The sequence below is a fragment of the Cohnella sp. GCM10027633 genome (genome assembly GCF_042675445.1).
GTDB lineage: Bacteria > Bacillota > Bacilli > Paenibacillales > Paenibacillaceae > Cohnella.
The window spans coordinates 1-15,481 of sequence record NZ_JBHTGV010000014.1 but is presented as its reverse complement, the minus strand read 5'-3'; the positions used below and the strand labels follow the sequence as shown (position 1 = coordinate 15,481).

Annotated in this window: 14 protein-coding genes; 8 read left to right on the top strand and 6 right to left on the bottom strand. The window is 56.2% G+C overall.

Annotated elements, in window-relative coordinates:
• The first annotated feature begins 6 nt into the window (after positions 1–6).
• Positions 7–4,752: a rhamnogalacturonan lyase family protein gene (locus ACFQZG_RS23015; protein ID WP_378156841.1), complete on the top strand. Its 4,746-nt coding sequence runs from the start codon at positions 7–9 to the stop codon at positions 4,750–4,752.
• Between the two features lie 57 nt (positions 4,753–4,809).
• Here ACFQZG_RS23015 and ACFQZG_RS23010 read toward each other — a convergent pair whose 3' ends face one another.
• From ACFQZG_RS23010 to ACFQZG_RS23000, 3 genes are read right to left on the bottom strand one after another with little or no spacing between them, the layout of a single operon-like run.
• Positions 4,810–4,998: a hypothetical protein gene (locus ACFQZG_RS23010; RefSeq protein WP_378156839.1), complete on the bottom strand. Its 189-nt coding sequence runs from the start codon at positions 4,996–4,998 to the stop codon at positions 4,810–4,812.
• Between the two features lie 12 nt (positions 4,999–5,010).
• Positions 5,011–5,442 carry a hypothetical protein gene (locus tag ACFQZG_RS23005; RefSeq protein ID WP_378156837.1) on the bottom strand — a complete coding sequence of 144 codons (432 nt, stop codon included), beginning with the start codon at positions 5,440–5,442 and terminating at the stop codon, positions 5,011–5,013.
• A complete protein-coding gene (locus ACFQZG_RS23000; protein WP_378156835.1) occupies positions 5,439–5,645 on the bottom strand; it encodes a helix-turn-helix transcriptional regulator in 207 nt (68 codons plus the stop codon). Before ACFQZG_RS23000 ends, ACFQZG_RS23005 begins: the two co-directional genes overlap by 4 nt.
• 243 nt (positions 5,646–5,888) lie before the next feature.
• On the opposite strand from ACFQZG_RS23000, the gene ACFQZG_RS22995 reads away from it, so the two are divergent.
• The gene (locus ACFQZG_RS22995) at positions 5,889–6,785 is read left to right on the top strand and encodes an AraC family transcriptional regulator (protein ID WP_378156833.1); all 897 of its coding nucleotides are present in this window, start codon (positions 5,889–5,891) and stop codon (positions 6,783–6,785) included.
• 60 nt (positions 6,786–6,845) lie between these two features.
• Here ACFQZG_RS22995 and ACFQZG_RS22990 read toward each other — a convergent pair whose 3' ends face one another.
• Entirely contained in the window at positions 6,846–6,995 is a 150-nt protein-coding gene (locus tag ACFQZG_RS22990; protein ID WP_378156831.1) for a lmo0937 family membrane protein, read from the bottom strand.
• Between the two features lie 192 nt (positions 6,996–7,187).
• On the opposite strand from ACFQZG_RS22990, the gene ACFQZG_RS22985 reads away from it, so the two are divergent.
• Both ACFQZG_RS22985 and ACFQZG_RS22980 read left to right on the top strand, forming a co-directional pair.
• Positions 7,188–8,402 (top strand): MFS transporter, encoded by a 1,215-nt coding sequence (locus ACFQZG_RS22985; protein WP_378156829.1) that lies wholly within the window; start codon positions 7,188–7,190, stop codon positions 8,400–8,402.
• 145 nt (positions 8,403–8,547) lie between these two features.
• Positions 8,548–9,552 (top strand): LLM class flavin-dependent oxidoreductase, encoded by a 1,005-nt coding sequence (locus ACFQZG_RS22980; protein ID WP_378156827.1) that lies wholly within the window; start codon positions 8,548–8,550, stop codon positions 9,550–9,552.
• A 64-nt stretch (positions 9,553–9,616) separates the two neighbouring features.
• Here ACFQZG_RS22980 and ACFQZG_RS22975 read toward each other — a convergent pair whose 3' ends face one another.
• Complete coding sequence (locus ACFQZG_RS22975) at positions 9,617–10,996, bottom strand: aminotransferase-like domain-containing protein (protein ID WP_378156826.1); 1,380 nt, start codon at positions 10,994–10,996, stop codon at positions 9,617–9,619.
• Between the two features lie 114 nt (positions 10,997–11,110).
• Between ACFQZG_RS22975 and ACFQZG_RS22970 the strand changes: the two genes are divergently transcribed.
• Both ACFQZG_RS22970 and ACFQZG_RS22965 read left to right on the top strand, forming a co-directional pair.
• Complete coding sequence (locus tag ACFQZG_RS22970) at positions 11,111–11,527, top strand: GNAT family N-acetyltransferase (protein ID WP_378156825.1); 417 nt, start codon at positions 11,111–11,113, stop codon at positions 11,525–11,527.
• Between the two features lie 180 nt (positions 11,528–11,707).
• On the top strand, positions 11,708–12,574 hold the full coding sequence (locus ACFQZG_RS22965) for a DMT family transporter (protein ID WP_378156824.1): 867 nt from the start codon (positions 11,708–11,710) through the stop codon (positions 12,572–12,574).
• Between the two features lie 27 nt (positions 12,575–12,601).
• Here ACFQZG_RS22965 and ACFQZG_RS22960 read toward each other — a convergent pair whose 3' ends face one another.
• Entirely contained in the window at positions 12,602–13,954 is a 1,353-nt protein-coding gene (locus ACFQZG_RS22960) for an MATE family efflux transporter (RefSeq protein WP_378156822.1), read from the bottom strand.
• A 139-nt stretch (positions 13,955–14,093) separates the two neighbouring features.
• Between ACFQZG_RS22960 and ACFQZG_RS22955 the strand changes: the two genes are divergently transcribed.
• Both ACFQZG_RS22955 and ndk read left to right on the top strand, forming a co-directional pair.
• Positions 14,094–14,774, top strand: a complete 681-nt coding sequence (locus tag ACFQZG_RS22955) for a TetR/AcrR family transcriptional regulator (RefSeq protein ID WP_378156820.1) — start codon at positions 14,094–14,096, stop codon at positions 14,772–14,774.
• Between the two features lie 121 nt (positions 14,775–14,895).
• On the top strand, positions 14,896–15,315 hold the full coding sequence (gene ndk / locus ACFQZG_RS22950; protein WP_378156818.1) for a nucleoside-diphosphate kinase: 420 nt from the start codon (positions 14,896–14,898) through the stop codon (positions 15,313–15,315).
• The last annotated feature ends 166 nt before the right edge of the window (positions 15,316–15,481 follow it).

The window sequence follows — 15,481 nt, the reverse complement described above, 5'->3', positions numbered from 1 at the left end:
AAGTGAATGAAGAGAAGGCTTAAGAAGTACATGTCTGTACTGCTTTCGGTTGCCATGGTATGCATGCTGATTCCCGCGGCGGTTGTGTTCGCGGAGGAAGACGGAGGTGCCTCGTCTCCCGCGTTGACGCAAGTCGGAGATGTATTGGATTTCGAGGATGGCCAGCTAGCGGGAACAGTGACCGGCGCACCGGCAGTTGCCGGCTCCGGATCGATTACGGTAGCGGATGATGACTCCAAAGTACTTCGCGTTCAACCTCCGGGAATAGATGCCGATTCGAGCGCGGCCAAACAAGCGAGTTTCTGGTGGACGCTTCCCCTGGATAGCGGCGAATATGACCTTGCCGGCCAAGATCAGGTCGAAGTCGCCTTCGACTGGTGGGTGGATATTACCCGCCCTAGCGCAAACTCACTGGATGTCCGTCTTAACGACGGCGCGGATCAAGTCGTAACGCTGCGAACGGCCGGAGGCGGAACGAACGCGAACTCGCCGGCGACGATATCCTATTATGCCGGCAATATGACCGCGGCTAACGTTCCGGCAATCGGAACCGCCACTGCCGCGTTAGCGGGCGTGCCGCGCCTGACCAAGCTGTCGGCAACCCTCAACGTTGATCTTCGGTTACAAGTGGCGTCGATCAGCGTCACCGACGGCGGCTCGTTGTCCTATGCCACGCCGCAGCCGATCGCAATCGGCTCAGATAATCTGACTAGCTTGAGCATAGGCGCGAGCCGGGCAAGCGGTCAGAACTGGGCAAGGTTCAACGCGGTTACGGGCGTTGATTGGAATGAGAGCAACTACGGCATGCGCGTTGATAATATTCGATTCAAGGCTGCTGCGTCCGGTCTGGAGAAACCGACGATAAGCCCAAGCGAGATAACCATCTCTCCCGCCTCCGCTAACCTGGAGTATGGAGAAGGGTCGCTCGCCGACAAGCATTCGGCTTCATTCAGCGCGGTCGTCATGCCCGTGAATGCGACCGACCGAACGTTTGCTTGGTCGATCAGCGACCCTAGCATCGCTACGATAGCCGTAAACCCGGATAACAGCGTGACGGTGACCGGGATTGGGGATGGCGAGACCACTCTTACGGCCGTATCCCATATGGACGGTTCCATCACGAACAGCGTGCCGATCCATGTAAACTACGTCCCGGCGGTTACCGAACCTACTCCGGACTTCTCCGCCCTGTTAGCGGAAGGGTACACGCAGCAGTTCGGGAGCAATTTTGCCGGCGAAGCGGCTACCCCGCTATGGATATTCGCCGGCGGGACCTACCATACGCTTGCCAGAGAGGACGCTCCTCGTACCAATAACTATTTCAGATTCGCAGCGTCCGGTTCGGGTAACCGCGGCGGCAAGGGAGATTTGCCGTACGCCGTTTCCGGCAGCAAGGTGTACGCGAATCTCGATTGGAAGGTTCCGGCGGTTACGACCGCGCAGAATACGTTTAACCTAAGCTTCCAGGATGGAGCCAATGTGCTTCTTAGCTTAAGAACGGGCACCTATAACGGAGCGAGGACGATCGGGGCGTTCGCGGGCACTTTACCGGGGCCTACCGGCGCTAATCCGGCTAACTTCTGGAGCGGCGACCGGTACCAGGCGTTTGCTTATAACGAAGCGAATATCTGGTATACGGTAGGCATTACGTTCGATTTCGATGCGATGATCGCCACGGTTTCCCTTGTTCCAAGGGATAACGCAGCGGCGGTTCCTTCGGTGCTGACGGTTCCTTTCGAGGGAAGCCAGATTAGCTCGTTCGTTCTTACCGGCGAGCGCGCGGGAGGCAATAACCTAGGCGTCGTGGATAATGGCATCGATAATATGTACTTCTTCACGAAGGAGCTTTCATCGGACACGATAACGGAAGTGCTGCCTTATGACTTCTTGCCTGAGCGCCCCGCAACGGCGGACGTCAATACATGGCAGAGCTGGTTCAAGGCGGTTAACATCGGGGAGGTGGCCGACGAGGCAGGGCTTGACCTGCCGGCAACCGTTAACGTTAGGGTGGCGGGCGGCAGTTCCGCCGAGGTGGGCGTAACCTGGGAACTAACGGAAGTCCCATGGTCTAAGACGGCCGCGGAGTTGGTCTACGACCCGAATAAGCAGGGCGTGTTCGCCTATGTAGGAACGCTTGCGAGCGTTCCCGGCGTAGCGGTCAACAGAATGGGAGTCAAAGCGAAGCTGTACATCGAGAACCGCCATCAAGATCCGATCACTTCCGAACCGTTCTCCATGGAGTGGCTGGACAGAGGCGTAGTCGCCGTTCCGGAAACGAGCGGACAGGGCATTCTCGTAACCTGGCGTCTGCTCGCTTCGGAGTATGAACAGGGTTTAACGTTCAACGTGTACAGGAACGGCGATAAGGTCAACGCGTCACCGGTCTCTACCCTGGATTATGTCGACGCAGGCGGTACAGCCGGAGACATCTACGTGGTAGAGACGGTAAGTACCGGCGCTATGAGCAAACCCGCAATTGCATGGGCCAACAATTATAAGGACATTCCGATGCAAAGACCGGCGGATCGTCCGAACCCGGCGCTCGCTTACGGCGCGACGTCCAATGCGGATCCGATTACTTATACGGCTAACGACGCCTCCGTGGCGGACGTTAACGGAGACGGACAGTATGAGATCGTCGTGAAATGGTATCCGTCTCAGGCGCAGGATCCGGGTCTTGCCAACAGGCACACCGGCGAGACGATATTCGACGCCTATACCCTTGAGGGCAAGCTGCTATGGAGAATCAACCTAGGTATCAACATCGTGTCCAGCGCGCATCACAGCGCGTTCAACTTCTATGATCTGGACCAGGACGGCAGAGCGGAGTTCCCGGTGAAGACGGCCGACGGAACTAGGGGTTATCTGCCGAAGGCGGACGGTACGATCGATGACCTGACGGACGCTCCGGCTTGGGTATTGGGCGACCCCGAAGCGGTATGGGTAGGGGGCCTTCAGAATCCGGCCAACAACAACCAGATCAACAATACGGCGCTCGGCAGAGTTGCTTCCGGACCGGAAACCTTAACGGTATTTAACGGCGAAACAGGCCAGCCGGTCGATACGGTCGATTATTTTGCTCCGTACAACATTACTTCCAACTGGGGCGACGCCAATAACAATCGCAGCGACCGCTTCAACGGAGCGGTGGCCTATATGCCGAAGAACGGAGTTAACGGCGCGGAGCCTTATCCTACGGTAATCGAGGTGCGCGGTCACTACGGCCCGCATTATGCGGCTGCCTATCAGTTCATCGACGGCGAGATTACGGAAGCGTGGACGTTCAAGCTGGCGGATTGGAACGCCGGCACGAATCAAGGCAATCATAATTTGAAGGTAGCCGATGTGGATCATGACGGTTATCACGAGGTTGTGCTTGGCGGCGTCACGCTGGATCAAGACGGAACGCTCTTGTGGAGCACCAACGGAACGAGAGGTACGGCGGCCGCGGGCCACGGTGACGCTTTGCACGTAGGCGCAATGGTACCGGGCAGCAACGAGATCTATGTTTTCCAGCCGCATGAGATGGGACCTCCGAACAATGTAACCTTGGTTCGCGGTTCAACAGGGGAGCCCGTGTGGACTTATGCGGCGAACTTAGGCGATGTCGGTCGCGGCGTCGCGGCCAATGTGACGCCTCTGCCGGGCTACGAGGTGTGGGGAATCGAGACGCCGATGTACAATGTCGCGAGCGGCGAGGTAATTACGGCCGAAGTCGGCGGCATCGGCGTAGCGAACAAGGCTCCCGTTAACTTCATCCTATATTGGGACGGAGACCTGCTTCACGAGTTCTTCGACGGGCCGGATAATCTGAACTCGACGGCCGCGCCAGCCATTACGAAGTTCCAATATGACGTCGCAACCGGGGCAAGCGAGCTGGAGACGCTTCAGACCTTGACCGGAGCCTATTCCAATAACGGGACGAAGGCCAATCCAAGCCTGATCGCCGATCTATTCGGTGACTGGCGCGATGAGGTAATCGTTCGCACCAGTGACAATCAAGCGCTAAGAATCTATACGACGGATACTCCGACGGACAACGTCATCTACACGCTGATGCACGATCCGCAATATCGGTTGGCGGCGAACTCGCAGAACGCGATGTACAACCAGCCGGCGCATGCGAGCTTCTACCTGGGCGAAGACATCCGCGATGACGTTCAGGCGAAGCGGCTTCCGGTACCGAACCTCGTCTATACGGTAGAGCATTCGACGCTTTCGGCAACGACGGCTACGTTCTATACGAATGCGAAAGCCGACATCGCGGTGACGGCGACATTGAACGGCAATACGCTCACGGGAATCAAGAAGGGCGCTGCCGAGCCTACCGACGCCGACTACAGCCTCTCTGCCGTAACTTCGGATGGCAAGCAGACGGTTACGATCAAGAGCGGTTACTTGGCCACGCTGTCGGATGGCGATGTCCTCACCTTCGCGTTCAGCGCTGGCGCGCCTGCTCAGCTGAAGATTGCGGTGACGACGCTGGATCTCCTGTCCGAGCTGGAGAACCTGACGAACGGCTATGTGCAATCGGGCGATGTGGCCGGTTCGATCGTATCCCGATTGAAGAATGCCCTTAAGCAAGCCAAGCATCATGACGAGAAGGGCTCGACGAAGCAGGCCATTCATTTTATCGAGAAATATGCGGATGAGCTTGACCATCTGACGAAAAAAGACACGCTATCCCCTCAGGCTTACACCAACTTATCCTACTATGCAAACCTGTTGCTGGAGCAGTGGCAATCGGCATGACGAATGAGGCCGCCCCTAAGTCAATCGGCTTGGGGGCGGTTTATTCACACTGTCGTATTAGGAAACAACCTCAACCTTCAACGAGTTCCGATCCACGATGATATATTTTCCCGTCGATTTATTCATGACTTGGGACACTTCCTTGGTATGCGCAATTTCGTGCCAATCCTTTTGTATATCCACCGCTATGTTCACTTCAACATTGTTTTCTCCGTATTTGGTCCCGCTATACATTACCTTCGTCATCGTCATCACCCCTTACATCTCTTTGTAATACTTGAGACGATAATACGTGCCGTATCCCAGGATGAACATATAGGCAGCGACCAATAGCAATAACATGGTCAGGTCGATGCCCATTAAGGCCAATGCCGTAATTAAAGCCCCGAATACGAAAATCATCATGTCGTACGCTTTCGCCTTGGCTCGATTGGCGATCGCCACATTGCGCTCGTCATGCTGTTCGATCTCCAGCTGCTTAGCGGCTGCGGGATTATGCTTCGTCGCGAAGCGGGTCATGAGCTGTCCCATGCCGTGACCGAATATGCCTGCGCCAATGCCGACGCAGAGATAAGGCAACGCGCGTAGCACACCTTCCGGATCTTCGACGGTCTTGATGAAGTACACGCCGATGGCTAGCAGGGCTACGCCCGCAACGGTAATCAATAATGACGCAATCGATTTATTCATACGTTCTCCTCCTCCTCGTAAATAAAGATCTCTTCGATACTCATACCGAAATAGCGGGCAATCTTGAACGCCAGAAGGATCGAGGGGTTATAGCGTCCATTTTCCAGCGAACCGATCGTTTGCCGCGACACTTCAAGAGCCGCCGCTAATTCTTCTTGCTTAATACCGCGTTGCTTACGGATTTCTTCTAAACGGTTGTTCAAAGCGTTATCCTCCTCATGGAAAGTTAACTTTCCACAAGTTGAGAATATCGCGTGACGCCAGGAATGTAAAGTATGCTTTCCATTTTGGGGTGACTCGGAAGGAAAGAAGGACTTGGAGTGGAACATATAGAGAAGAACAGAGCAGTTCCCGCCTAATGGGGAACAAGCAACTTCTTCCGGCACGAATCGTTGCGAAGCGATTGTTCGTCTTGCCTATACTCGGAAGTGAGAGGAGGGAAACGGATGGAGTGGCTAGATCGGATGAACCGGGCGCTAGATTACATTGAAGATAACCTGGCCGAGGAGATCGAATTGAAGGACGTGGCCCGCATGGCGTGCTGTTCTTCCTATCAGTTCCAACGGATGTTCTCTTTCATTACGGATGTGACTCTGGCAGAGTACATTCGGCGAAGACGGCTGACGCTTGCCGCGCTCGAGCTGCAGAACGGCGGCGCGGTTAAGGTAATCGATGTCGCGCTGAAGTATGGCTACGAATCGCCGGTCTCGTTCGCGCGGGCGTTCAATGCGCTGCACGGGATCACGCCGGCTATGGCTCGCCAAGAGGGAATTGCGCTTAAAGCCTACCCCCGTCTGTCCTTCCTTATCACGATCAAAGGGGCAGAGGCGATGAATTACAGGATTGAATCGAAGGAAAGCTTCGAAGTGTTCGGTATCGAGGGCGTATTCCGAGTCGATGGGAGCGGGGAAGAACCGCAGACGCCGGCGAAGCTATGGGAGCAAAGCCATGCGAATGGCGGCGTGGTGCGACTTGAAGCGCATGCAGGCGCCTTGCCGCCGTTCGTCAGCCAAGAATTGCATCCCGTTCACGCGGTATGCAGTTACAGGAAGACGGGGCCGGACACGTTCCCGTACATGCTGTGCGCCTTCAAAGAGGATGGCAGCGTCACCGAGGGATACGCAACGGCAACGATACCGGCGCATACATGGGCGATCTTCCCGTCGGAGCCGCATCCGTGGGATCGGTTCGGCGAGACGATCGAAACGCTATACAAACGGTTCTACACCGAATGGCTTCCGACGGCCGGTTATGAGCAGGCGGATGGAATAGAGTTCGAAATGTACGGCGCCAAAGACGGTCTGAACTATATCGAGCTATGGTTCGCGGTTCGGAAAGCATGATTGGATTCAAGGAGCGAATCGCAATCATAAAAGCCATCCCGCGAGGGATGGCTTCATCCGTTATAGACTCGATCGTCTGCCGCTGAACAGGTTGAAGATTAGCGAGATGAGCGCCACGACCAGCAGAAGATGAATTAAATCTCCGCCAACGTGGAAAGAGAATCCCAATACCCAGAATATCAATATAATTACGAATACGGCCCATAACATATGCGATCATCCTTTCCGACGTGGAGTATTTTCGTTCCTTATGTACTCTTATTAACCGATCGGAGGAAATTCAAGCAGGTAATTCTAAGAAAGGACTCCGGAGCGATTACGTTCACGAAGCAGCCCGAACGATGGTATAGTTATGGTCTGCGCATCAAGATTCGACGCAAGGAAGGATGTAAGAACCGTCTCATGGCAACAACGCAACAGATTGAACGTACGCGGGAATCGGACAAGTCCGGCTTCCCGCTCTCCTTGCTCTCGCTAACGGTCGGCGCCTTCGCCATCGGCATGACCGAGTTCGTCATCATGGGCATCTTGCCCAACGTGGCGGAAGACTTGAACGTCTCCATCTCAGCGGCGGGACAGCTCATCACGATGTACGCGCTCGGGGTAGCCGTGGGAGCGCCGATCCTCACGCTGCTGACGCAGCGGATTCCGCAGAAGAAGCTGCTTCTCTTCCTCATGCTCTTATTCATCGCCGGCAACGGCATATCCGTCTTCGCTCCGAACTACGCGGTCCTTATGGGCGCGAGAGTGCTCACGGCCTTCACGCACGGGACCTTCTTCGGCGTCGGGGCGGTCATCGCGGCCAATCTCGTGCGACCGGACAGAAGGGCGGGCGCCGTATCGGTCATGATGGCGGGTCTCACGATCGCGAATATCGTAGGCGTACCGCTCGGCACTTACATCGGTCAGCATATGGGCTGGCGCGCTTCCTTCGCGGCAATCGCCCTGATGGGCGTCGCGGCGCTCATCGGCATCATCCTCGCGATTCCGCCATTGAAGCGGGAGAAGGCGATCGGCATTCGGGATCAAATCGCGGCGCTCATGAGCCCGAAGCTGACGATGCTCTTGCTTATCTGCGTCCTCGGCAACTCGGGCCTGTTCGCGGTGTTCACGTACATTGCGCCGCTGCTCGTCGATATTGCGGGCTTCGCCGAGCATCACGTCGCTTGGATTCTCGTTCTGTTCGGCGTCGGCGTCACCTTCGGCAATATCGTCGGCGGCAGGCTGGCGGACTGGAAGCTGATGCCGTCCCTTCTCGGCACTTACGTCGTGATCGTCCTGGCGCTGACGGCGCTGACATTTACGATACGCAACGAGGTCGCCGCCGTCGTGACGATATTCATCTGGGGCGCGGGATCGTTCGCCGTCATGCCGGGCTTGCAGGTTCGCATCATGAGCATCGCCAAGAACGCGCCCGCGTTGGCGTCCACCTCCAGCCATTCCGCCGGTAACCTCGGCAATGCGTTGGGCGCCTTCATCGGCGGCTGGGTCATCACGCACCTGTCGCTCGGTTCGCTTCCTTGGGTGGGGGCGACACTGGTCAGCCTGGCGCTGGCGGTAGGCGTAATCAGCGTAAGAATGGATCGTCCGCGAGCCGCGAATACGCCATTCCGATAGACGGAGTATCGCCGGAGAAATCCGGCGTACCGCCTTCCATACTGTGATATAATTGACACAGTTAACGGATGAAGATATGATGAATTTATCGCACGAATGAACGAATACGCGCATGAACGAAAGCACGTGATAAGGGGTGTTATCCATGAAGCTTAGCATTCTCGACCAATCCCAGATCGGCGAAGGTTATACCGCTTCCCAGACGCTTCAGCATACAACCAAGTTAGCCCAAGAGGCGGATCGTCTCGGCTACCACAGATATTGGGTGTCCGAACACCATTCGTCCCTTGCGCTGGCTCATTCCAGCCCCGAGGTGTTGCTCGCCCATCTCGGCGCGAACACGACCCGCATCCGGCTCGGCTCCGGCGGCATCATGCTTCCGCACTACAGCTCGTACAAGGTGGCGGAGAACTTCAAGCTACTCGAAGCGCTCCATCCGGGACGGATCGACGTCGGTCTCGGCCGCGCGCCGGGAGGAATGCCGCTGTCCACTCGCGCTCTGCAAGAGGGCCGCATCGGCGACATCGATCGCTATCCGGAGCAAGTATCCGATCTGCTGAATTACCTCTATCAGTCGCTCCCTGCCGGACACCGCTTCTCCGGCTTGCTCGCCGCGCCGGCAATCCAGACCCGTCCGGAGCTGTGGCTGTTAGGCTCCAGTCTCGGAACGGCGCAGATCGCCGCCAGAATGGGTCTGCCGTATGCCTATGCGCAGTTCTTCGGCGTTCCGGGCAGCGAAGAGGCGATCCATTATTACAAGGATCACTATCAGCCGACCGCGCTCTATCCCGAAGCCCGCGCGCTGGCCGCGGTCATGGTCATCTGCGCGGACACCGAGGAAGAAGCATCCCGGCTCGCCCAGAGCACCGATCTGTTCTTCCTGTCCCTCGAGCAAGGACGATTGCTCAATTACTTCCCGTCCGTCGAGACGGCCGAGCGCTATCCGTACACGGATTACGATCGCGATCGCATCCGCCAGATTCGATCGCGCCGGATCATCGGCACGCCCGAGCAAGTGAAGACGCGCCTGCTTCATATGCAGGAGCAGTTCGGCATCGACGAGTTCATGGTCGTGACCATCACGCACGACTTCCAAGCCCGCATCCGATCTTACCAACTGGTAGCCGAAGCGTTCGGCCTTACCCAATAAAATACGCGATTCGCAAGAGATCGAAGGCTGCCGCTGGGCAGCCTTCGTTGCGTCTACAGCGATCTTAAATCCATGTAACGGCCGATCGGCTGAGTTTGCCAGCGCTTCTGCGGACGATAAGCTCGTCGGCCGTCTGGCTTATTATCCGAATGCCGTCCTCGATCTCTTGCTCGTTCGCGCGGATGATGCTGAGGCGCAAGCTGTTCGCGCTCTCCACGCTAGGCAGGTAGCAATGCACCGTAGGAAAGACGTGCACGTCCTTTTGAAGAAGGGCCGCGGTCAACTCCTCTGCCAGGAGACGTGGGGGCAGTTCAAGCTGGGCGAATATGCCGCCGGCCGAATGGCTTAGGCGGAAGCCCTCATTCAAGTAACGGTTACATGCTTCCCGTAGAGCCTTCATTCGCAAGCCGTAGCGCTCTCTCATCAGGGCGGCGTGGCGCCGGAACAGACCGCTGCCCAGATGAATCTCCAAGGCGGCTTGCGACAGGGCTGACGTGCTTAGGTCACTCGACGATTTGTACGTTCGGAACGTAGCGATCAAGGCTTCGGGAAGCACGGCGGCGCCGAGGCGAAGACCGGGCAGCATGATCTTGGAGAAGCTTCGGACGTAGACGACGCGGCCCGAACGGTCGTAGCTGCAGATGGGGTCGTACTTGCCGTCCGTCTCCAAATCCGCGAGATAATCGTCCTCCACGATATACACGTCGTACTTGTCCGCCAGCGCCGCGATCGCTTCTTTGTCCCGACGCGACAAGCTGGTTCCGAGTGGGTTGTGGTACCGGGGAACCGTATAGAAGAACTTAATGGCGTTGTTCCGGAAATGCCGCTCCAGCTCTTCAAGGTCAAGGCCGGATTCCGTTCGAGCGATTCCGATGGCGGTTACTCCGATGAGGCTTAAGATTCTCAACATCCCGGAATAGCAGGGCTGCTCGACCAAGATCGCCGATTTGCCGTTCGGGAACGGCATCGAAGCAAGCAAATGCAGCGCTTGTTGGGCGCCGGATACGACGCAGATCCGATCGGGTCCGGCGAAGAGTTGAGCATCTGCCAGATGCCGGGATATCGCCTCGCGCAGTGACGGAAATCCGAGCGGATCGCCGTAATCGAACAGCCGGTCCCCATATAGCTCAACCGCCCGGTTCAAGCCGTGCTGGATTTCTTCATAGGGGATCACGCCGGCATCCGGCGCGGCTATCGCGAAGTCGATCCGCCCTTCCAACCGATCGTCGGACTTGGAAGAACGTACGATTACGTAGTGGCCGCTCTTCGGCACCGTGTAAATCAGATGTTCCTTTTCTAATTCATCGATGGCTCGGATGACGGTGTTCTTGCTGCACGCCCATTGCGCGCTGAGCTCCCGGATGGACGGCAGCTTAGCGCCCGGCCTGATCGAACCGCTATTGATCCGTTGCTTCAGATCGTTCTTCACGCGCTCGTATATCATGATCCTTCGACCCCAATCTGTACGGGTATAGATGCATAATCTCACGATATTCATACTTATCTGTTCCTATTATACTGAACCCATTACGTATCGTGAACAATAGGAGGCGTACAGATGGAGTGGATTCATGAGGAATTACCTTACAGAATCAGCGACAATGCGGAGGAACTGCAGCCGGACGTGATCGTTGCCTTATTGCAGAACAGTTACTGGGCATCGGAACGGTCGGAAGCGACGCTCTTGAATAGCTGGAAGGAATCGCTATGCTTCGGCGCGTACGGAGCGGACGGCATTCAAGTCGGATTCATGCGGGTCGTCACCGACGGAGCGACTTTCTCCTGGCTGTGCGACGTCATCGTCGATCCGGCGCATCGCGGGGGAGGACTCGGCAAGTGGATGATGGCCGTTCTGGTCGACCATCCCCGCGTTCGCCACACGACGATGTATCTCAATACGCGGGACGCGCACGGGCTCTACGAGAAGTACGGCTTCGTGCGATGGGAAACGATGGTCCGCCGCGCGGTCCGATAACCCTATAACCCCGCCTCGCCACGAACACCGAAGACCCTCCCGATATTTCGGAGAGGGTCTTCGGTTACTGTGTCACTTCGTCATATGTAGTCCGAGTCCCTGCATAACGCATTGTTCGTTCCTCATCGAAGTATTCACATGGTAGCATAAGAGGACAAACACACGAAAGAGGAACCAGTCATGAATCGGTATCTGTTCGCACTCCTGGTCTTCGTCGCGACATCGCTGATGGGATCATCGTTCGCGATAGGCAAAGTAGGTCTATCCTACGTGTCGCCCTTGTTGCTGGTAGGCATTCGCTTCACGCTGGCGGGCGTTATTATGGCCTTGGCGGTCAGGATCGCCAATAGGCGAGTCCCGACGACCGTACAAGACTGGGCCAGAATTTGTCTCATCGGCGCATGCCAGACGACGGCGGTCATGGGATGCATCTTTATCGGCATGCGCACGATTTCGGCAGGAGAGACGTCCATCCTGACGTTCGTTAATCCGCTTCTCGTCGTTGTATTGGGAGTCTTGTTCATGGGGCTCAAGTATCGTGCTTATCAATGGCTAGGGGTTGTCGTCGGCTTCGTCGGCGTGTTCGTTACGTTAGGCTTTCATCTCCAATTATCCGTAGGCACGCTGCTCGGACTCGGATCGGCGTTCGCATGGGCGATCGCGACCTTGCTGGTCAAGAAGTGGGGAGCCCGCTTCGATAACTGGACGTTAACCGCGTTCCAGATGCTATTCGGAGGACTGCTGCTGTTGGTGCTCGCGGTCTGCATGGAAACGCCGCGTCTTGTTCTAAACTGGACTTCGACGGGGGTAATTCTCTACCTCGCGATACTGGGGTCCATCGTCCAGTTCGCGACATGGTACTACCTGCTGAGTAAAGGCGATCCGGGAAGAACGAGCGCGTTTCTGTTCCTGGCTCCGTTCTTCGGCGTGCTTTCCGGCTGGCTCATTCTAGGCGAGGTCATTCACTGGTATTCGTACGCGGGCGGACTGTTTATTTTCATCGGGATATTCCTCGTCAATTGGACGCGCAGGAAAAAAGCAGAATAGAGGCGCGCCTCTACCCTGCCTTTATGTTTACTGCACCAATTGCTCCATATCCGGCTGCAACTTGTTCCGCAGCACATACAGCATGATCGCTCCGACGAGGAACGCAACGGCATCCGCGACGACGAGCGACCAGACGACTCCGTGGAAGCCGTTCATCCGGTTGGCGAGATAGAGCACGGGAATGAGCGTAACGCCTTGGATGACCGACATGACGAACGCGGCGGTTCCTTGCGCGGTCGCTTGGAAGATGCCCGTGAACAACGTGGTCATACCCGTAATGAACAAGGATAAAAACGTAACATGCAGAATGTAGCTGCCCATCTCGATTAATTGCGGGTCGTTCGTGAACAGGCCGATCAAGTGGTCGGAGATCAGATAGACGATGATGCCGAACAAGGCCGCCAGCGCCAAGATCGCCTTGATCGTGAATCCGATCGTATGCTTCATGCGCAGTTTATTCGCCGTGTAAGAGAAGGCGATGAGCGGCACGACGCCTTCGCATAAGCCCATCAGAATGAACTCGGGAAATTGCAGCAAGCGCGACGAAATGCCGTAAGCCGCCGTGGCCTGATCTCCATACGCCACAAGGTAATGGTTCAAGATGAGCGACATGGCGCCCAAGAAGATACTCATGACGAAGACGGGAACGCCGATTTTGAACACGTTGGCCAGAATATCCTTAGACGCCTTGAACCATCGGACGGAGACCGTTAAGAACCGGCTTTTCGCCCCCATATGGTAGGCGTAGAATACGCTCGCGACCAAGTTGGATACGACCGTCGCGGACGCGACGCCGATCACGTCCCAATGGAAGACGAAGATGACGAGCGCATCGAGAATAATGTTCACGACGACGCTCAGAATCATACCGATCATCGACGTGATCGCCGCGCCCTCCGAGCGCACGATATTTTCCAGCGTGAAGAACAAGACGACGACCGGCGAACCAATCAGCATCATCGTGACATAGTCCTTCGTGAATCCGAAGGAATCGAGCGTCGCCCCAAGGCCATGGACGATCGAATCGATGAGCGGGAGGCCGACGGCCATCACGATCAGTCCGAGAACGACGCTGCTGTAGAAGGCGAACGACGACACGTGCTTCACGTCATCGTATCTCTTCTCGCCGAGCAGACGGGAGATGAATGTTCCGCTGCCCATGCCGATCAAGTTGCCCAGCGCCATAATGGCCGCGAACAAGGGCAAGGTTAGCGCGAGCGCGGTCAACATGGCCGTATTGGCCAGCGTACCTAGGAAAAAGGCGTTCAAGATGGCGTAGATAACGCTCATAGACGTGCCCAGCATCATCGGAACGGCGAAGTGGGCGACGGCTTTGGCGACCGGTGCTTTCTCGAAGTAATGGAGGTTTGGTGCTTCCATGCGGATCACTTCTTTCTTCTTGTTGTTTATCTAACGGCGTTAGATTGAACCTTACAGTGTTAGATGTTATCATGATCCCATGGACCTGTAAACAACAAACTTACACTGTTAGATAAAAGCGATCAAAGGGCGGATAACGATGAAGAAGCAGCAGCCTCAAATTTCGGAAGATAAGGTTCTGGACGCCTCGTGGGCGCTTCTGGGGGAGGAAGGAATCGAGAAGTTCAGCATGAGGAGATTGGCCGACCGGCTGGGCATTCAGGCTCCCTCGCTGTACTGGTACTTCAAGAGCAAGCAAGAGCTGTACCAGCGGCTGGCCAACCAGGTGTCGAAAATCATCGTGGAGGAGTTCCGCGCGGACGGGGACTGGAAGGAGCAGTTGACGGAGCTTGCGGTAACGGTACGGCGCGTGCTTAGCCGATATCCTTGCTCGACGCAGCTCATGATGATGACGCTGCCTCACGAACCGGACATCATCCGGTTCACGAACCGCATGCTGCTCTGCGTGGAAGCGACGCCGCTCGAGCCGGAGCAGAAGATGCAAGTCGTTACGACGCTCTTGAACTATGTCTTCTACTTCGTGCTGGACGCTTATCAGCATGAGCGCAATGTGTCCGCCATCCTGAAGGAAGGCGGGGAGCTGCCGGGCGATGGAATGATCCGTCTGCTGGATGCCATGAGCGAGAAGGACGCAGGCCTGTTCCGGAGAATGTTCACGACCGGGCTGTTCGAACTGATGGGGTCCGACCGGGCGTTCGAGTTCGGCGTGAAGCTAATCGTGCTTGGGATCGAGCAGGTGATGGAGGAGCACTCCCGGTAGCATTCGCCAAGTGATATTACGCACTTCACAAGGAACGAATATTGGGTAATATTAACTGATATAAGATTCTGTTGCGCATACTACGAAGTAAGGTCCCGCAACGGAAATAGGAGGCAGCCACATGGAGCGAACTTTTCTGATGATCAAACCCGACGGCGTGGAGAGAGGCTTAATCGGCAAGGTGATCCAGCGCTTCGAGGAGAGAGGGCTTCGGCTTGTAGCGGCGAAGCTGATACAAGTAACGGAGGAGCAGGCAGTCCGTCACTACGAAGAGCATAAGGAGAAGCCGTTCTTCGGTGAATTGGTGGAATATATCACCTCGGGACCTTCGTTCGCGATGGTCTGGGCGGGTGAACAGGTCATACAAGTGACGCGGACGATGAACGGCAAGACCAATCCGGTCGAGGCCGCGCCGGGCACGATAAGAGGAGATTACGCGCTGCGTAAGGGAGTCAACATCATTCACGGCTCCGATGGTCCGGAAAGCGCGGAGAAGGAAATCGCGAACTTCTTCACCCGGCAAGAGCTCGTTAACTTATAATCGCGCGATACGCCGAAGGACGAATAAAGAACGAATCGCGAAGGGGCTGTCCCAAAAGTCATTATTTAAATGACTAAGGGACAGTCCCTGTTTTTTCGATGTTAGTGTGGTCGGACATCTATCTCCTTACGCTGCCGTTACGGTCGTGAAATTTGAATGGGAACCC